Genomic DNA, 18,585 nt, shown 5'->3' on the forward strand with positions numbered 1-18,585 from the left:
CATTGTGGTCAGCCCGGTCGCGCTCAGCCGCCGGAAAAGCGGGGTCGGGACGGTGCTTTTCCGCCCCGCGCGGGCTCAGGCGCCCGAATCGGTCGTGGGGCGCCAGGCCGCCGGCAACTGCCCGATGCCCAGCACCACCAGGTAGAGCAGCATGGTGGCCGCGCCCAGGTCGAACGCCATCAGCACCCGGTCCGCGGCGGTTTCCAGGTGCCACTTCAGCTCGAAGTAGGTGGTCAGGAACACGGTGAACAGCACCGCGACGTAGCCCATCACCACCAGGACCGAAGGAATCGCGAACCAGAACCGCCGCCAGCCCGCCGCCACGACCACCAGCACCACGGCCAGCATGGCGAAATACTCCTGCGACAGGATGCGGAAGAAATGCAGGATGAGGCCGAACTCGCTGAACGATTGCAGGCGCTTGAGGCCCCGCTCGAGCAGGCTGCCGTTGCGCAGCAGGTCGCTGGTGATCGCCGCGTGCGAGACCGGCAGCTTCCAGACCAGGGCAAACACCAGCCAGGGCAGCACGACGCACCAGGCCAGCCGGGGCCGGCGCAGGAACGCGGGCGCCACCGCCAGCGACAGCAGGCCGGCCATCACCGAGCCTTCGTTCTTGAGGAACAGCAGGTGCAGCAGCGACGCCGCCAGCGCCACGGCCGGTCCGGTCGGTGCCGGCGCCGCGCGGTCCGCGCCGCGGCGGTAGACCTCGGCGATGGCCACCAGCGCCAGTCCAAAGTGGATCGCGACCAGGCTGTCCATGTAGCCGCTGAGCAGCTCGCCCCAGCAGACCAGCAGCATCAGGCTGACCCAGGCGCAATAGCCGGCGAGCGAGCGGAACAGGTAGGCGGCGAAGAACAGCGGCGGGGCCAGCGCAATCGCGACCGAGGCGCGCGGCACGATCTCGTTCCAGTAGCCCAGGCTGCGGGCGAGCGAGGCCGCGATCGCCGGTACCAACACCGGGTACTCGTTGTGGGTGTACGGCGCGTAGTTGTCCAGCTGCGCGTAGAGCGTGCCGTCGAGGTAGATGCGCTTGGCGTGGAACAGCCAGATCGAGCGCGCGTCCCAGCCGGTGACCGGGTGCAGCAGCGGAATCACCACGAACACCACCATCAGGCCGACCGCGATCAGCCCGTTGAGCCGCTGGTGACGCAGGGCGGGCCACAGGCACAGCAGCAGCACCGCCGCCCAGGCCCAGACCGGCAGGTAGAGGCCCGCGGCCCACAGCAGCATGTTCAGCAGGTTCAGCGCCGTGAACACGGCGCCGGCCATCAGGTAGTCGTCGGATTCAGGGACGGCACGCATACAGCACGATGTTGGTTGTTTTGTCGACAGGCTGGCACTGGCCGAACCGGGGCTCCAGCGGCACGTTCACCCGCCCGAACACCCATTCGGACTGGTGCACGATGCGCGAGGGGTAGAGGTATTCGGTGGCGCGCTGGAAAACCTCGCTTTCGTCGTCGCCCTTGCCCATGTCGCCGGCCAGCACGAAGGCGTGGTCACCGTGGCGCTGGACCATGGCCTTCATCTCGCGCACTTCGATCGGCACGGCCTTGCCCACACCGTCTTTGGCGAGGGTCTGGGTGACCGGGCTGAGATCGAAGTGGGTGTAGAGCTGGATGAACTCCAGCAGCATGTAGATCAGCACCAGGCCGACCGCCAGGTCCAGCGCCAGTCCGGTCCAGGCGCCGCGCGCCGTGCTGCCGTCGAGCAGCGCCAGCGGGCGGCGGAACCGGCCGGTGAAGCCCAGGTGGTGTTTGCGGATCACCACGGCGACGAACACCACCATCGATGCCGACACGAACCAGGCCAGCAGGTAGTTGAGGTTGACCACCCGCTGCGGCACCTTCAGGATGTCGGGAGGAAGCGGCACCAGGAAGTTCGGGTCGTTGCCGACGGTGTCGAAGCGCAGCACCCCGTTGTCGATCCGCACGTTGGTGATGTCGTTGCCCGCCCGCACATGGGGTTCCAGTTCCTGCACGGTCAGCGTGTGCACGCCCGTCAGGGTGTGCAGGGTGATGGCACCCATCTGGATCTGGTTGGGCGTGGTGGCGGGGTCGATGCGCAGACCGGAGACCGGCCGGGTCGAGCGCACGATGCCGCGGATCAGCGCCAGGGGCGGCGGAGCCTCCTGGTTGCGCACGATGTGCATCTCCTCGACCTGCGTGTCATTGAAGTCGGTGGGTGTGTTCTTGCGGTTGGAGTGGTACACGTAGATCGGCGTCGGGATCTCGTGGTAGTACGCCATGTCAACCCGCATGCGGTACGGCTTGATGATCGAATGGACCCAGGGAGCCAGCAACAGGCTCAGGACCAGGAGCAGCAGGAGCGTTCGGGCGCGCTGACGTGTCATGTTCGGTTCATCGGCGCCCGTGGCCCGGGCCGATGTCACCGGTTCCCGAAAATCCTGGGCGCGATCTGTGCGATGAAATGGCTGGAGGCGGCGACGGTCAGGTGACCGTAGTCGAAGGTCGTGGGTTCACTCGCCCGCTCGTTCAGGCGCGTCAGGCAGCCGTTGGGGTCGCAGAAGACGTCCAGCCCGGAAATGAACTCGCCTCCCGCCCGTTCGGTCCGCATCTGCACCTCGCGCGAATAGGCCTGAATATGATCGTCGAGGAACGAGTTAGGGAGGCGTAAGGGCGGCGTACTCTGCGGCGGCCCTTGTTTCCAGATGTTCAGCAGGATTTCGGGCAGCGGCCCACGCCAGAACGGTGCATCGCCGATGACCACGACCCGGCCGGCACCGGCCGCGCGGATGGCTTCGATGGTCTTCTCGAAGTTGGCCATGTCGTAGCGCTGGTGGATCAGCTGCTCGTGCCAGAACGCGTACAGCACCACGATCTCGGGCTTGAGGCGCCGGACGTCCTCGAGGTTGCTGTCGTTGAGCGCCTGGCACAGCGGGCGCGGCTCGTGGCCCAGCACCGGCGGGCAGATCGCGGCGGTGCGTTCGGTCAGCCCGAAGCGGTACTCGCCCTTGTCCTGCAGCGCCTTGAAGCCCGGATACAGCGCCCCGGCGTGCGAGTCGCCCCAGAGGAAGACCATGGGGCGCGGCGCCGTCTCGGTGCAGAAGGGCTTGAAGTCGCGCCCGGTCTGTTCGAAGCCGAGCATGCAGTCCTTGACCCGCCAGCCTTCGGTGAGCACCTTTTCCCCGACCCTGGTCTGCAGGGTCTGGATCAGCGGCGGGGCGCCGGCGGTGGCCGGGCTCGGGCGGGACAGCCAGAAGCCAGCAGCCGCCATGGCGACCAGTCCGGCGCAGAGCAGGCCCACCACGGCCGGCCGGCGTTTCCAGCGCCCGAAACGCACCGGCCGTTCGACCCAGCGCCAGGTCAGCCAGGCCAGCAACACGCTCGCCCCGACCCAGAGCCACTGCTGCGCGACCGGCGGCAGGCCGCCGTGGTGGATGCGCGCCAGGGTCAGCAAGGGCCAGTGCCAGAGGTACAGCGGGTAGCTGATCAGACCGACCCAGACCATCACCCGGTGGGACAGCAGCCGGCGGTGCAGGGCGGTGTCCGGCCCGCTGAGGATCAGCAGCGAGGTTGCGACGACAGCCGCCAGCGCCCAGCCGCCCGGGAAGCGCCGCTCCGGCGTGAGCCGGACCAGGACGACGGTCAGCAGCAGCAGGCCGGCGACGGCCAGCACCGTGCGCCAGCGGCGGTTGTCCGGTGCTCCGCCGTCGGGAGCGCGGAGTGTGTGGGCCGCCAGCAGTGCGCCGGCCGCCAGTTCCCAGAAGCGGGAAAGCGGGTGGTAGAAGGCGGCGGTGCGGTCGGCCTTGAGCAGCCACAGGCTGTAGAGCAGCGACAGCAGCAGAACCACGCCGATCGCGCGGCGGGGGCCTAGCCGCCAGCGGTGCAGCAGCCAGAGCACACCCGGCCAGACGATGTAGAACTGCTCTTCGATCGCCAGCGACCACAGGTGCAGCAGCGGTTTGCGGAAGGCCTCGGCGTCGAAATAGCCCGACTCGCTCCAGAGCGTGAAGTTCGAGGCGAAGACGGCGGCCGACATGGCGTGCCGGCCCAGGCGCATCAGGTCCAGCGGCAGCAGCACCAGGCTGGCGGCGGCCAGCGTGGCGGCCATCACGACCAGCAAGGCGGGCAGGATGCGGCGGATGCGGCGGGCGTAGAAGCCCGCGATGCCGAACTGCCCGTGCTGCAGGTCTTCGAGCAGTTTCTGGCTGATCAGGTAGCCAGAGAGGACGAAGAAGATGTCTACACCGACGAAGCCGCCCTGGATCGCGTGGGGGAAGGAGTGGTGCAGGATGACCGCGACGACGGCGATGGCGCGCAGGCCGTCGATGTCGGGGCGGTAGGCGTGGCTGGCGGTGGCGTTGGGCGTCGTGGTCGTCATGTCAGCAGGCTGGCCACCGCGCCAGCCCGCCTCGGGTGGCACTTATTGCAGCATCGGGAACAGCGCACTGGCGGCGTTGTTCTTGATCAGAACCTGGGCGGCATCCGTGAAGTGAGTGCCGTCGAAATGGTAGTAGTTCCCGTCGTAGGGAATGCCATTGGACATGTTCACGTAGGTGCTCTTGGTGTTGGCCGCGGCTTTCTGGTAGGCCGCCGAGTAGGCCTGGGCCGTTTCGCCGCCGTAGGCCTTGAGCGTGAACTCGCCAAAGATGACCTTGGCGCCGGCGTCCTGGGCCAGCTTGGCCATGGCTTCGAGGTAGGGGCGGGTGATGACTTCGGTGCACTCGGGGCAGAACGGCGGAATGTCGTTGGTGCCGTGCATCAGGAAGATGTGGGTCGGCTTGTGGGTGGCCAGCACGTCGGGCAGGCGGTTCAGCGCGGCCTGCGAGTCTTCACCGCCCAGACCTTCGTTGACGATCGTGATCGAACGCTTGGCGGTCAGGCCGTCGGCCTCGACCTGCGCCTTGAGCTTTTCCACCCACAGCTGATCGGGTGTCACCCACTGGCCGCGGTCGTTGGTCAGGGAGTCGCCGAACATCACAACCACCGCCGCCTTGCTGGAGTCGCTGCCGCCCCCGCAGGCCGACAACAGGAGCATGGAGAGGGAGACAAGAAGGGTGGACAGCTTTTTCATGAAGGGCGGCCGGAGGTGGGAAGCCCGTGCGGGCGATAACCCGCGATCATAAATGGCGGGGTGTTGGCAATTCCTAACGCCCCGCCGGGCGGCTCAGCGCATGCCGTTGCGGCTGGCCAGCTCCATGAACAGGGCCGAATGGTCCAGGTCGGCCAGTCCGTGGTCGGCCGCCTGGGCAAACAGCGACTCGAACAGGCCGGTGATCGGCGCCTCGAACCCGATCTCGCGGGCGGTGGTCATGGCGTTGCGCATGTCCTTGAGCTGGACGGTGATGGCGGCGCGCTTGGCGAAGTCGCGCTCGACCATGCGCTGGCCGTGCACCTGCAGGATGCGGCTGTCGGCGAAACCGCCGGTGATGGCCTGCTTGACCTTGCCCATGTCGGCGCCGCCTTTCTCGCACAGCAGCAGCGCCTCGGCGACGGCGCCGATGGTGATGCCCACGATCATCTGGTTGGCCAGCTTGGCCAGCTGGCCCGAACCGTGCGGGCCGACATGGGTGGCGCGGCCGAGCACCGAGAAGACCGGCGCCGCGCGCTCGAAATCGGCCGCCTTGCCGCCCGCCATGATGGCCAGGCTGCCGGCTTCGGCGCCCACGGTGCCGCCCGAGACCGGCGCGTCCAGGTGGCTGACGCCCAGCGCGGCCAGGCGGGCCGCGTGGTCGCGGGCCTGGCGCGGCTGGATGGACGACATGTCGATCACCAGCGTGCCGGGGCGCAGGCCCTGCGACGTGCCCTGCTCGAACAGCACGCTCTCGACCGCCGCGCCGTCTTCCAGCAGGCAGATCACCAGGTCGGCCTGGGCAACGGCCTGCGAAGGCTGGTCGGTGACCCGGGCGCCAAACGGCTGCAGGCGCTCGGCCTTGGCGCGCGAGCGGTTCCAGGCGGTGACCTGGTGGCCGGCTTCGCACAGGCGGCGGGCCATGGGGAAACCCATCATGCCGATGCCGAGCACGGCGATGGAAAGAGCGGTGGAGGAAGAGGATTCGGACATGGGAAAAGTGTAGGTTGCCCGCCGCTGGCGGCGTTGTGCCGGAAAGAAAAAAGGCGGTCTCCGGAGCAGGCCCCGGAAACCGCCCGAAGTGGTTCAACGAACCACGGAGTTGTCGGTGGCCGCGGCCGCCAGGGGCGCCGGCGTCTCGGTCTGGTGGGACAGGTAGTCGCCGGCCTGCAGGCTGTGCTCGCGCATCAGGCTTTCGGCGCGCGCGGCGTCGCCGTCGGCGATGGCCTGGGCGATGGCGGCGTGTTCGTCCCAGACCGGGGCGCGCAGGAAGTCGTGTTGCAGGGCCTCGCCCATGGCGCGGCGGATGTGGTGCCAGTGCAGCAGGGCGCTCTGTTCGATCAACGGGTTGGCCGAGGCCTGGTAGAGCGCGTGGTGGAAGGCCAGGTCGGCGTCGATCATGGCCTTGATGTCGCCCTGGGCCACGGCGGCGCGCCCGCGCTCGATCAGCGCCGGGTCGATGCGGGTGCGGCGCTGCGCCGCCAGCCGCGCGGCCAGGGTGTCGAGCGCGCCCCGCACTTCATAGACCTGGGCGATCCGGGCCGGGTCCAGTGGCGTGACCTGCAGGCCGCGGCTGCGGCCGCTGGGCGCGCCGGCCAGGGGCGCGTCCTGCACGAAACCGTCGCGCTTGAGCAGGCGCAATGCCTGCATCACCGGCTGGCGCGAGACCGCCAGCCGCTCGGCCAGGTCTTCCTGCGTGATGCGCTGCCCGGGTGCCAGCGCGCCGGCGCTGATGGCGTCCAGCAGGGCGCGGTAGACCTGATCGACCAGGTCGGGAGCGGTTTCGAGTTGCAGCAGCTGGGCGGTCATGGGTGATTTCTGTACTCTGTATACAGAATACATCAAAAACCGACGGCCGGGCAGGCTTCTGCCGACCCACCGGCCGGTGCCACAATCCGCGGCATGAACGACAGCACACCGCTCAACGATCCGGCCTGGCTCGAGGTCCAGTACAACAACCGCGCCCGCGTGCCGGAGCATGTCCAGCACTTCGAGCGCTGGGGCCGGCTGTCCCGGGAGGCCCGCGAACGGCTGGTCTGCCTGCCGGATGTGGCCTACGGCCACGGACCGAGGGAGACGCTGGACATCTTCCCGGCCAGGCGCCGCGACGACGAGGCGCTGGCCCCGGTGCTGGTGTTCATCCACGGGGGCTACTGGCGCAGCCTGGACAAGTCGCAGCACAGCTTCCTGGCGCCGGCCTTCGTGAACCAGGGGGGCTGCGTGGTGATGCCCAACTACGCGCTGTGTCCGTCGGTGACGATCCCGGACATCGCGCTGCAGATGGTGCAGGCGCTGGCCTGGGTGTACCGGAACATCGCGGTGCACGGCGGCGATCCGCGCCGCATCTCCATCGTCGGCCACTCGGCCGGCGGGCACCTGGCCGCCATGCTGCTGGCCTGCGACTGGGAACGTTATGCGGCCGACCTGCCGGAAGACCTGGTCAACAACGTGCTGTCGATCTCGGGGGTGTTCGACCTGGAGCCGCTGCGCCACACGCCGTCGCTGCAGGATGTCCTGCGCCTGACGCCGGAGGCCGTGCGCATGGCCAGCCCGGCCTGGCTGCCCTGCGTGTTGCCGGCCGAAGACGAACGCGGCGTGCTGCTGAGCGTGGTCGGGGGCAATGAAAGCGGCGAATTCATCCGCCAGGCGCAGCTGATCCGCGAGACCTGGGGCGAGCTGCTGGTGCCGATCTGCGAGACGCTGCCGGGGCTGGACCATTTCACCGTGCTCGATGCACTGGTCCATCCGCGGCACCGGCTGCACAAGCTGGCGCTGCAGCTGCTTACATGAACAGGTGCTCGCCGGCGTTCTCGCCGCCGAGGATCACGTAGTTCACCTTCTTCAGATCGCTCAGCTGGGTGCCACCGGCGTAGCTGATCGAGCTCTGCACGTCTTCCTGCATCTCGCGCAGCGTGTCGGCCAGCTTGCCCTTGACGGGTTCGAGGATGCGCTTGCCCTCGACGTGCTTGTACTCGCCCTTGTTGAAGTCGCTGGCCGAGCCGTAGTACTCCTTGTAGAGCTTGCCGTCGACCTCGACCGTCTGGCCGGGCGACTCTTCGTGGCCGGCGAACAGCGAGCCGATCATCACCATGGTCGCGCCAAAGCGCACGCTCTTGGCGATGTCGCCGTGGTGGCGGATGCCGCCGTCCGCGATGATGGGCTTGGTCGCCACGCGGGCGCACCACTTGAGCGCGGAGAGCTGCCAGCCGCCGGTGCCAAAACCGGTCTTGAGCTTGGTGATGCAGACCTTGCCGGGACCGACGCCGACCTTGGTCGCGTCCGCGCCCCAGTTCTCCAGGTCGATCACGGCCTCGGGCGTGGCCACGTTGCCGGCAATCACGAAGGCCTGGGGCAGCTTCTTCTTGATGTGTTCGATCATCAGGCGCACGCTCTCGGCATGGCCGTGCGCGATGTCGATGGTGATGTAGTCCGCACCCACGCCGTCGGCGGCCAGGCGGTCGATGACCTCGTAGTCCGGTGCCTTCACGCCCGAGCTGATGGAAACGAACAGGCCCTTCTCGCGCATGCGCTTCGCATAGGCGACGTTGTCCAGGTCGAAGCGGTGCATCACGTAGAAGTAGCCGTTGGCGGCCAGCCACTCGCTGATGGACTCGTCCAGCACCGTCTTCATGTTGGCCGGTACCACCGGCAGCTTGAAGCGCCGGCCGCCAAACTCGATCGAGGGGTCGCACTCGCTGCGGCTTTCCACGCGGCATTTGCGCGGCAGCAGCAGGATGTTGTCGTAGTCGAAGATTTCCATGTGGGCCTTTCAGTCACCCCCGCGTGGCGCGGCAGGGTGGGTTGGTGAAAAGGCGCTTGGAACTGGCCGGTGCCTGTTTCCGGAGCCGGAAACAAAAAACCGGGCGCAATTGCTTGGGCCCGGTGCTTGATTCTAGGCGGGTTGCCCGGCGGGCAGTGGCTTTCCTGACCGTATGGTCTTCATACGCTGTTTCATATGGGCGGTTGGCCGACCGGGCGCTTCCTACAATCCCCGGATGTTGTTTGAAGATCCCTCTCCGCTGCTCCATGGTCTCAACCCGGAGCAGGCCGCCGCCGTCACCCTGCCGCCCGAGCACGCGCTCATCCTTGCCGGGGCCGGTTCGGGCAAGACCCGGGTGCTGACCACCCGCATCGCCTGGCTGCTGCAGAGCGGCCAGATCGGGCCGGGCGGCGTGATGGCCGTGACCTTCACCAACAAGGCCGCCAAGGAGATGATGACGCGCCTGTCGTCCATGCTGCCGGTCAATGTGCGCGGCATGTGGATCGGCACCTTCCACGGCCTGTGCAACCGCTTCCTGCGCGCCCACCACCAGCCGGCCAACCTGCCACAGACCTTCCAGATCCTCGACTCGCAGGACCAGCTCTCGGCGATCAAACGGCTGTGCAAGCAGCACAACGTCGACGACGAACGTTTTCCGCCCAAGCAGCTGCAGTACTTCATCGGCGGCTGCAAGGAAGACGGCATGCGCCCGCGCGACGTGGTGGTGCGCGACGACGAGACGCGACGCAAGGTCGAGATCTACCAGCTCTACGAAGAGCAGTGCCAGCGCGAAGGCGTGGTCGACTTCGGGGAGCTGATGCTGCGCAGCTACGAGGTGCTGCGCGACAACGACCCGATCCGCGCGCACTACCAGCGGCGCTTCCGCCACATCCTGATCGACGAGTTCCAGGACACCAACCGCCTGCAGTACGCGTGGATCAAGATGTTCTCCTCGCCGCCGATCGAGGGCCTGCCGCCCTCGGGCAACGCGGTGTTTGCGGTCGGCGACGACGACCAGAGCATCTACGCCTTCCGCGGCGCGCGCGTGGGCAACATGGCCGACTTCGTGCGCGAGTTCCAGGTGCAGCACCAGATCAAGCTGGAGCAGAACTACCGCAGCGTCAGCAATATCCTCGATTCGGCCAACCACCTGATCAGCCACAACAGCCACCGCCTGGGCAAGAACCTGCGCACCGACGCCGGTGCGGGCGAGCCGGTGCGGGTCTACGAATCGACCAGCGACTTCGCCGAGGCGCAGTGGATCGTGGACGAGATGAAACAGCTCGAACGCGAGGGCATGGCGCGCAGCGAGATGGCGGTGCTCTACCGCAGCAACGCGCAGAGCCGGGTGGTCGAAACCGCGCTGTTCAACGCCGCGATCCCGTACCGCGTGTACGGCGGCCTGCGCTTTTTCGAGCGCGCCGAAATCAAGCACGCGCTGGCCTACCTGCGCCTCTTGGAGAACCCGCACGACGACACCAGCTTCCTCCGCGTGGTGAATTTCCCGCCGCGTGGCATCGGCGCTCGCAGCGTCGAGCAGTTGCAGGATGTGTCGCGGGCCAGCGGCTGCTCGCTGCACGACGCGGTCAGCGCCGTCACTGGCCGTGCCGGCGTGGCCATCGGCGGCTTCGCCACCAGGCTGGACGTGATGCGCGAGCAGACGCAGGGCATGACCCTGCGCGAGATCATCACGCTGGTGCTGGACCAGAGCGGACTGCTGGAGCACTACCGCGCCGAGCGCGAGGGCGAAGACCGGGTGGAGAACCTGGAGGAGCTGGTCAACGCGGCCGAAAGCTTCGTGATGCAGGAAGGCTTTGGTCGCGAAGCCGTGGCACTGCCGGTGGACGAACACGGCCCCAACCTGTCGCAGAGCCCGGTCAGCCAGGGGCTGGACCCGGCCGCGCCGTTGCTGGACGATACCTTGCCGCCGCTGGCGCCCGACGCCGAAACGGGCGAAACCCTCAGTCCGCTGGTGGCCTTTCTCACGCACGCCGCCCTGGAGTCCGGCGACAACCAGGCCCAGGCGGGCCAGGACGCGGTGCAGCTCATGACCGTGCACGCGGCCAAGGGACTGGAGTTCGACTGCGTGTTCATCACCGGCCTCGAAGAGGGGCTGTTCCCGCACGAGAACTCGATGAGCGACCGCGAAGGACTGGAGGAAGAGCGGCGCCTGATGTACGTGGCGATCACGCGTGCGAGAAAACGCCTCTACCTCAGCCACTCACAGACCCGCATGCTGCACGGACAGACCCGCTACAACCTGCGCAGCCGCTTCTTCGAGGAGTTGCCGGAAAGCTGCCTGAAGTGGCTGACGCCCAAAGCCGCGACCTGGGTGGGCGAACCTGCCGCGGCGGGCGGCTGGCAGACCGGGCGCCGCGGTGCGCCGGGGCAGAACCGTTCACAGGGGCCGAGCCCGGCTTGGTCGCCCGGCTGGCTCAACGGCGACGCTGCCAAGACCAAAGCCCCCGAGCCTGACCGCGGCGTCGACATCCGCTCCGGACAGAAGGTGTTCCACACCAAGTTCGGCGAAGGCAAGGTGCTGGCGATCGAGGGCGCGGGCACCGACGCGCGCGCCCAGGTCAACTTCAACCGCCACGGCGTCAAGTGGCTGGCGCTGTCGGTCGCCAAGCTCACACCCGTCGACGAATGAAAAAAGCCACCGGCGCGAACGCCGGTGGCATCAAACCGTTGCGCAGACTCTGAAACCGGCAAAACGCCCTGCGCAACACACTCCCGAGACAAGGCTCAGAAATCGTGGCGCAGGCCGAAGGCGACCAGGCGCGTGTCGGCGGTCTTCGTGCCGGCGGCGTTCTTGATGTTGTGCGTGCGGAAGCCGCCGTACACCGTGGTGCGCTTGGACAGGGCGTAGGTGGCGCCGATGCCGATGCCCGAAGACTTGGCGGCGGTCGCGCCGGCGATGGTCGTCTTGCTGTTGGCGACGCTGAACGAGAGGTTGAAGGCGCTGCCCAGCGGCACGATCACGCCAGCCTGCAGTTCCTTGTCGTCGCCGTTCTTGGCGTTGCCCTTGCGGGTGTTGTAGCCGCCGGAGAGGATCACCGGACCCAGGTCGTAGGAACCGGCCAGCAGCATGTAGTCGTTTTCCTTGCCCTTTTCCCGCTGGATGCCCAGCGCCACGTCCAGCGGTCCGGCCTTGTAGCCGACCTTGGCCGCGAGCATGTTGGCCTTGACGGCCGGGTCTTCGTCCAGCGCGTATTCGAGACCGCCGTAGACACCGCCCAGGCTGGGCAGGGTGTAGGTGATCTTGTTGTTGAAGCGGCTGCTGTAGTCACCTCCCGAGCCCCAGACGCCGTTGGCGGCTGGCGTGAAGGCCGAGTCGAACACGTTGGCGCTGTTGGCCAGGCCACGCACGTCGTCGTACAGCGTGAGGCTGCGGCCGAGCTTGACGGTGCCGAAACCACCGGAGAGGTTCACGGTGGACTCGCCCTTCCAGAACGGGTCCTGCGAGGTGCCTTCGTCGGCATTGAGGCGGTGTTCGAGCTTGAAGCCGGCCTTGAGGCCGCCGCCGAGGTCTTCGGTGCCCCGGAAACCCAGGCGCGAGGTGGTCAGGCCGCCGTCGCCACCGTTGAACAGCTTGGTCATGCTGCCCTTGTTGAGTTCCTTGAGGCTGCCGACGGAGAGGTCGACGCGACCATAGATGGTCACGGAGGACTGGGCCATGGCGGCGGAAGAGGCGGCCAGCACGGCCAGAGCGATCAGTGTCTTGTTCATGGGGGAGATGGTGTGAATGAAAGTGCGTCCGCCGATGTCGTGCGAACGCCTGTCATTGCACCTGTCTCACATAAAACCTTCGTGACACTGCGCAGAAACAACAACCGCCGTTCGGGACGGCGGTGATGGGGGGAAGCGTGTGGTGCGATCAGGCGGGTGTGGTGGCTTCGGGCCTGCGCATCTCGTCGACCTGCACGGACACATCCAGCAGACGCAGCTTGCTGGTGTAGTAACGGTCCAGCCGCCACTCGGTCAACAGTTCCAGTGCCAGCTGGAAATCGTCGTAGTCGAGCTTGTACAGCTCGGCCAGGGCAAACGGGGTTTCGGATTCCAGTGCCACGACCAGGGACGACAGCGTCTCGGCGGCAGGACTGGCGGGGGACTTTTCGATCAGCTTGCGGGCTTTTTTCAGGGCTCTCATGGGGCTGCGAGCATATCGGTGCCTGCGCCGGATTTGATGAAAGCCGTGTGACGGTTTTGTGACGATTCCGTCAGGAAGGCTGCTCGTCGGTGAGGAAGCTGTCGCGGAAGCTGAACCAGATCGAGGTGAAGAACATCGAGACGATCAGCAGCACGGCCGGATACAGGATGGCGCTCGACGCCTCGGAGCCACCCAGCAGCATGCGGAACACGCTCATCAGCACACCCAGCAGCAGGAACACGGCCAGCCAGCCGCAGAGGAACAGCGTCAGCGCGCCCTTGTTGGCCCAGGCGGCCAGGGCGCTGAAGAACAGGCTCTTGACCGGCGTCACGCCGTGCCAGAACAGCAGTGCCGGCGCGTGCCAGAACAGCACCTGCAGCGGCATCATCAGCACCATGCCGATCCACAGCGCGGGGCTGGACAACATGACCTGCATCGCCTGTTCCTGCGTCATGGTCGCGGTGTCCACCGACGCGGAGAAGGCGCTGTCGAGCAGGCCGACCAGCAGCAGGATCACCAGCAGGCACAGGCCGTAGAGACCGCCGAGGGTCATCATGCCGCGCGTGCGCTCCGGGCCGCCGCGGAAGGCGGTGAGCAGCTGGGTCGGCATCGGGAAACGGCCGGCCTCGGCCTCGCGCGTGGCCGACATCAGGCCGAGGTTGATCGCCGGGGTCAGCAGGGCCGAGATCGCCGCGCCCAGGAAAGGCAGCATGGACAGCACCGACACCACGGCCATGAACATGAAGAACAGCCCGGCCATCGCCAGTGGCTGCTTCAGGAAGGTGCGCATGCCCAGGCGCACCCATTGCAGGCCGGTCGCGGCGGGGACGGTGTGCAGTTTCATGCGGGGCGTTCAGGCGGGCACGCCGCCGGCTTCGATCGCCGAGGCCGACAGCTGGCTGGCCTGCAACACCCGCTCGCGCAGCACGCGTTCGAAGTGCGTCGGGTCGTGCGGCTTGAGTATCGATGCCTCGCGCGGCAGGTGCCAGTCCCACAGGCGCGAGAGCCAGAAACGCAGGGCGCCGGCGCGCAGCATGGCGGGCAGCAGTTGCCGCTCGGCCGCGGCGAGCGGACGCACCGACTGGTAGGCCGCGAGCATCGCCTGCGCGCGGGCCTCGTCGTGCATGCCGTCGGCGCCCAGGTCGCCGTGGAAGATGCACCAGTCGTTGAGCGTCACCGCCAGGTCGAACAGGAAGCTGTCGTGGCCGGCAAAGTAGAAATCGAAGAAGCCGCAGAGCGTCTCGCCGTCGAACATCACGTTGTCGCGGAACAGGTCGGCATGCACCGGGCCGCGCGGCAGCGCCCGGTACGCGGGCAGGCCGGCGACGTGGTTCTGGAACGCGAGCTCGGTCCTCAGCAGTGAGCTCTGGTCGGCGTCCAGGTGCGGCAGCACGACCGGTGCGGTCTCGTTCCACCAGGGCAGGCCACGCAGGTTGGGCTGCTGCAGCTCGAAATCACGGCCGGCCAGGTGCATGCGCGCCAGCATGGCGCCGACGGCCGTGCAATGCGGAATGGACGGCGCGAGTTCGCTGCGGCCGTGCAGCTTGTTGACCACGGCGGCGGGCTTGCCCTGCAGCTTGTGCAGCAGTTCGCCCTTGGCGTTGGCGGCCGGTTCGGGCACGGGAATGCCGCGTGTCGCCAGGTGCTTCATCAGCCGCAGGTAATACGGCAGCTGCTCGAAGCCCAGGCGCTCGAACACCGTGAGCACGTGTTCGGTTTCCACCCCGTCGAGGACGGTGGTGGCGAAATAGTTGGTGTTTTCAATGCCACCCTGGATGCCGCGCAGCGCGGTCAACTCGCCCAGGTTCAGTGCGCGCAGCAAGGCCGCAGCTTCGTCCTGCGGGACTTCGGTATAGACAGCCATCGACGGGGAGAATCAGAAACTGAGGATGCGCCAGCGGCTGCGGCCCGTGTTGCCCTGTCCTTCGGTCAGGTTGTCGGCCCCAGACAGCGGCTTGATTTCATAGCCGGACGCGCCGTTCTTGGGCTTGACGTCGATGCTGCGGGTTTCGCCGCCGACGCGCACTTCGTCGATGCGCGAGAGCGCGTCTTCGTGCGTGATGCGCTCGATCGCCCTGGCTTCGCCCGCGGGCAGCGGGGCGGATTCGGCGGGAGCGGCTTTGGCGGTGCCGGTCTGGGCCAGGGCAGGCAGGGCTGCGCACAGGACCAGCACGGGCACCACACGGCGGGACAGGGGGAGGAAAGTGGCGCGCATGCCGCATTGTAAGTAGGCGCGGACCGCCGGCACCACCCGCGCCGGCTTTCCCCTGCTATCCCCGACAATGCCCCCCATGTCCGAATCCACCACGCCCACCCCGCGCCTGCTGCTCGTCGACGGCTCCAGCTACCTTTACCGCGCCTTTTTCGCCGGCGGCGAGTCCATGAGCACCACGCTGCCCGACGGCACGGTGCAGAAGACCGGCGCCATCCGCATCATGATCAACATGATGCAGAAGCTGCTGAACGACTACCCGTCGACCTATGCCGCCTGCGTGTTCGACGCCAAGGGCCCGACTTTCCGCGACGCGATCTACCCCGAATACAAGGCCCAGCGCAGCCCCATGCCGGACGACCTGCGCAGCCAGATCTCGCCCATCCACGAGGTGGTGCGTCTCTCGGGCTGGCCGGTGCTCGATGTGCCGGGCGTGGAGGCCGACGACGTGATCGGCACGCTGGCGGTGGCCGCCGCCAGCCAGGGCATCGAGGTGCTGATCAGCAGCGGCGACAAGGATCTGGCCCAGCTGGTCAACCCGCACATCACCATCATCGACACCATGAGCGGCAAGCTGCGCGACCTGGCCGGGGTGGAGGCCGAGTTCGGCGTGCCCGCCCGTCTGATGCTGGACTACCAGATGCTGGTGGGTGACCAGGTCGACAACGTGCCCGGCGTGCAGGGCGTGGGCCCCAAGACCGCCGTGAAGCTGCTGCAGGAATACGGCTCGGTGGACGCCCTGATCGCGCAGGCCGACCAGATCAAGGGTGCCGTGGGCGAGAAGTTGCGCAAGGCGCTGGACTGGCTGCCCACCGGCCGCCAGTTGCTGACCATCAAGACCGATTGCGAACTCAATGGCTGGGTGCCCGGCCTGCCTGCGCTGGACGCGGTGCGCATGGGGCAGCCGCAGAAAGAACCGCTGCGCAGCTTCTACGAGACCTACGGCTTCAAGGGCCTGGCCAAGGCGCTGGGTGGTGGCGAAGCGCCGGCGCCCGCGCCGGCCGCCGCACCGGGCGGGACCAACGACCTGTTCGCCGAACCGGCCGCGGCCGCGCCGCGCGCCAGCAACCTGGCCTACGACACCATCCTGACCTGGGAAGCGTTCGACGCCTGGCTGGCGAAACTGGAAGCCGCCGACCTCGCTGCCATCGACACCGAGACCACCTCGCTGGACGAAATGGTGGCGCAGATCGTGGGCATCAGCTTCAGCGTGACGCCGGGCGAGGCCGCCTACATCCCGCTGATGCACGCCGGTCCCGACGCTCCCGAACAGCTGCCGCTGGACGACGTGCTGGCCAGACTCAAGCCCTGGCTGGAGAACCCGGCCAGGCACAAGCTCGGACAACACATCAAGTACGACCGCCACGTGTTCGCCAACCACGGCATCGAGGTGCAGGGCTACGTGCACGACACCATGCTGCAAAGCTATGTGCTCGAAGTGCACAAGCCGCACGGCCTGTCCAGCCTGGCCGAGCGCCACCTGGGCCGCAGCGGCATCAACTACGAAGACCTGTGCGGCAAGGGCGCGCACCAGATCCCTTTCGCCCAGGTGGACGTGGCCAAGGCGGCGGAGTATTCGTGCGAAGACAGCGACATGACGCTGGACGTGCACCGCGTGCTGTGGCCGCAGATCGAGGGCGATGCGAAGCTGAAGTTCATCTACGAACTCGAAATCGCCAGCAGCGAGACGCTCTACCGCATCGAACGCAATGGCGTGCTGATCGACGCGCCCACGCTCGCGAAGCAGAGCCACGAACTGGGTCAGCGCATCTTCGCGCTGGAGCAGGAGGCCTACGAGATCGCCGGCCAGCCCTTCAACCTCAGCAGCCCCAAGCAGCTGGGCGAAATCTTCTTCGACAAGCTGGGCCTGCCGGTGATCAAGAAGACCGCCACCGGCGCCCGCAGCACCGACGAAGAGGTGCTGGAAAAACTGGCCGAGGACTTCCCGCTGCCGGCGAAGATCCTCGAACACCGCAGCCTGATCAAGCTCAAGGGCACCTACACCGACAAGCTGGCCCAGCTGGCGCTGCCGCGCACCGGCCGCGTGCACACCCACTACGCGCAGGCCGTGGCGGTGACGGGACGCCTGTCCAGCAACGACCCCAACCTGCAGAACATCCCCATCCGCACCGCCGAAGGCCGCAAGGTGCGCGAGGCCTTCGTGGCCGCGCCGGGCCATGTGATCGCCAGCGCCGACTACTCGCAGATCGAGCTGCGCATCATGGCGCACCTGAGCGACGACGCGGCCCTGCTGCGCGCCTTCCACGAAGGCCACGACGTGCACCGTGCCACCGCGGCCGAGGTGTTCGGCATCACGCCCGAAGAGGTCAGCAGCGAACAGCGCCGCTACGCCAAGACCATCAACTTCGGCCTGATCTACGGCATGGGCACCTTTGGCCTGGCCAAGTCGCTGGGCATCGAGAACGCGGCCGCCAAGACCTACATCGACCGCTACTTCGCGCGTTTCTCGGGCGTCAAGCAGTACATGGACGACACCCGCGTGCTGGCCAAGCAGAACGGGTACGTCGAGACCGTGTTCGGCCGCAAGCTGGTGCTGCCGGATATCCAGAATGCCAAGGGCGCCAAGCTGGCCGCGCTGGAGCGCCAGGCCATCAACGCGCCCATGCAGGGCACGGCGGCCGACCTGATCAAGCTGGCCATGGTCGCGGTGCAGAAGGCGCTGGACGACCAGGGCAAGGGCACGAAGATGATCATGCAGGTGCACGACGAACTGGTGTTCGAGGTGCCCGAGGCCGAGGTGGACTGGCTGCGAGCGGAGATCCCGCGCCTGATGGCCACCGTCGCCGATCTCAAGGTGCCGCTGCTGGCCGAGGTGGGCATGGGGCCGAACTGGGACCAGGCGCACTGAGGCAACACTTCCCCCGTGCGGCGTTGACGTCAATGAGTTGACGTGCTGGCGTGAAAACATGAAACGCCAAATTGGCAGGTCATGTTTTCGTCACGCATGTTTGGCAGTGCATTTTTTTGATCAACATAGCGCGGAGCGCTGGAACGAAATTCGGGACCGTCGCAATGCCAACGAAGTGGTGCATTGCGACGGTCCCGAATTTCGTTCCTGTTCCGGCCAGAGCTCATATCCCAATCGCCTAGACTCCGCTGGGTGAGCCTGTATGTGGTTCCTGCGTTCCGGCCAGAGCTCATATCCCAATCGCCTAGACTGACACGCTGTATCACGCCAATGCATCGCACGTTCCGGCCAGAGCTCATATCCCAATCGCCTAGACTACACAACTCGCGTGATGCCTGACGGCACCAGTTCCGGCCAGAGCTCATATCCCAATCGCCTAGGGATGGTGTTCAAAACCCCCGGTCAAGCCCGAATGGCATGAGCGAGGCACGACAGGAACAATGGCGTGATGACCCAACGAGAACTTGGCCTGAATCTGAGTACGCGGCGCACGCGCAAAGCGG

The 18,585-nt window shown here is 67.1% G+C and carries 15 protein-coding genes; 3 read left to right on the forward strand and 12 right to left on the reverse strand.

Annotated features, from left to right (window positions below; translation table 11 throughout):
- Window positions 1–75: 75 nt before the first annotated feature.
- The 6 genes from ACS5NL_RS04975 to ACS5NL_RS05000 form a co-directional block, all read right to left on the reverse strand.
- Complete coding sequence (locus ACS5NL_RS04975) at window positions 76–1,302, reverse strand: hypothetical protein (protein ID WP_439352531.1); 1,227 nt, start codon at window positions 1,300–1,302, stop codon at window positions 76–78.
- Window positions 1,286–2,350, reverse strand: a complete 1,065-nt coding sequence (locus tag ACS5NL_RS04980) for a hypothetical protein (protein WP_439352532.1) — start codon at window positions 2,348–2,350, stop codon at window positions 1,286–1,288. The genes ACS5NL_RS04975 and ACS5NL_RS04980 overlap by 17 nt, the downstream gene beginning before the upstream one ends.
- Window positions 2,351–2,385: 35 nt before the next feature.
- The gene (locus ACS5NL_RS04985) at window positions 2,386–4,341 is read right to left on the reverse strand and encodes an acyltransferase family protein (protein WP_439352533.1); all 1,956 of its coding nucleotides are present in this window, start codon (window positions 4,339–4,341) and stop codon (window positions 2,386–2,388) included.
- A 42-nt stretch (window positions 4,342–4,383) separates the two neighbouring features.
- Entirely contained in the window at window positions 4,384–5,034 is a 651-nt protein-coding gene (locus tag ACS5NL_RS04990) for an SGNH/GDSL hydrolase family protein (protein ID WP_439352534.1), read from the reverse strand.
- A gap of 93 nt (window positions 5,035–5,127) precedes the next feature.
- Window positions 5,128–6,093, reverse strand: coding sequence for an NAD(P)-dependent oxidoreductase (locus ACS5NL_RS04995; protein ID WP_439352558.1), 966 nt, complete (start codon window positions 6,091–6,093; stop codon window positions 5,128–5,130).
- 24 nt (window positions 6,094–6,117) lie between these two features.
- The gene (locus tag ACS5NL_RS05000) at window positions 6,118–6,840 is read right to left on the reverse strand and encodes a GntR family transcriptional regulator (protein WP_439352535.1); all 723 of its coding nucleotides are present in this window, start codon (window positions 6,838–6,840) and stop codon (window positions 6,118–6,120) included.
- A gap of 93 nt (window positions 6,841–6,933) precedes the next feature.
- Between ACS5NL_RS05000 and ACS5NL_RS05005 the strand changes: the two genes are divergently transcribed.
- Window positions 6,934–7,821, forward strand: a complete 888-nt coding sequence (locus ACS5NL_RS05005) for an alpha/beta hydrolase (protein WP_439352536.1) — start codon at window positions 6,934–6,936, stop codon at window positions 7,819–7,821.
- On the opposite strand, the gene ACS5NL_RS05010 is transcribed toward ACS5NL_RS05005, so the two are convergent.
- On the reverse strand, window positions 7,814–8,791 hold the full coding sequence (locus tag ACS5NL_RS05010; protein WP_439352537.1) for a GMP reductase: 978 nt from the start codon (window positions 8,789–8,791) through the stop codon (window positions 7,814–7,816). The two genes, ACS5NL_RS05005 and ACS5NL_RS05010, sit on opposite strands and share 8 nt — an antisense overlap.
- Window positions 8,792–9,026: 235 nt before the next feature.
- Here ACS5NL_RS05010 and ACS5NL_RS05015 point away from each other — a divergent pair, with 235 nt between their 5' ends.
- The gene (locus ACS5NL_RS05015; RefSeq protein ID WP_439352538.1) at window positions 9,027–11,441 is read left to right on the forward strand and encodes a UvrD-helicase domain-containing protein; all 2,415 of its coding nucleotides are present in this window, start codon (window positions 9,027–9,029) and stop codon (window positions 11,439–11,441) included.
- Window positions 11,442–11,536: 95 nt separating this feature from the next.
- Here ACS5NL_RS05015 and ACS5NL_RS05020 read toward each other — a convergent pair whose 3' ends face one another.
- The 5 genes from ACS5NL_RS05020 to ACS5NL_RS05040 form a co-directional block, all read right to left on the reverse strand.
- Window positions 11,537–12,520 carry a porin gene (locus ACS5NL_RS05020; RefSeq protein WP_439352539.1) on the reverse strand — a complete coding sequence of 328 codons (984 nt, stop codon included), beginning with the start codon at window positions 12,518–12,520 and terminating at the stop codon, window positions 11,537–11,539.
- Between the two features lie 148 nt (window positions 12,521–12,668).
- A complete protein-coding gene (locus tag ACS5NL_RS05025; RefSeq protein ID WP_439352540.1) occupies window positions 12,669–12,941 on the reverse strand; it encodes a hypothetical protein in 273 nt (90 codons plus the stop codon).
- 70 nt (window positions 12,942–13,011) lie between these two features.
- Complete coding sequence (locus ACS5NL_RS05030; protein WP_439352541.1) at window positions 13,012–13,785, reverse strand: BPSS1780 family membrane protein; 774 nt, start codon at window positions 13,783–13,785, stop codon at window positions 13,012–13,014.
- Between the two features lie 9 nt (window positions 13,786–13,794).
- Complete coding sequence (locus ACS5NL_RS05035; protein WP_439352542.1) at window positions 13,795–14,805, reverse strand: homoserine kinase; 1,011 nt, start codon at window positions 14,803–14,805, stop codon at window positions 13,795–13,797.
- Between the two features lie 12 nt (window positions 14,806–14,817).
- Window positions 14,818–15,156 carry a hypothetical protein gene (locus ACS5NL_RS05040; RefSeq protein ID WP_439352543.1) on the reverse strand — a complete coding sequence of 113 codons (339 nt, stop codon included), beginning with the start codon at window positions 15,154–15,156 and terminating at the stop codon, window positions 14,818–14,820.
- Between the two features lie 76 nt (window positions 15,157–15,232).
- Here ACS5NL_RS05040 and polA point away from each other — a divergent pair, with 76 nt between their 5' ends.
- A complete protein-coding gene (polA, locus tag ACS5NL_RS05045; RefSeq protein ID WP_439352544.1) occupies window positions 15,233–18,022 on the forward strand; it encodes a DNA polymerase I in 2,790 nt (929 codons plus the stop codon).
- The last annotated feature ends 563 nt before the right edge of the window (window positions 18,023–18,585 follow it).

This window comes from Hydrogenophaga sedimenti (assembly GCF_051857515.1).
Lineage (GTDB): Bacteria > Pseudomonadota > Gammaproteobacteria > Burkholderiales > Burkholderiaceae_C > Hydrogenophaga.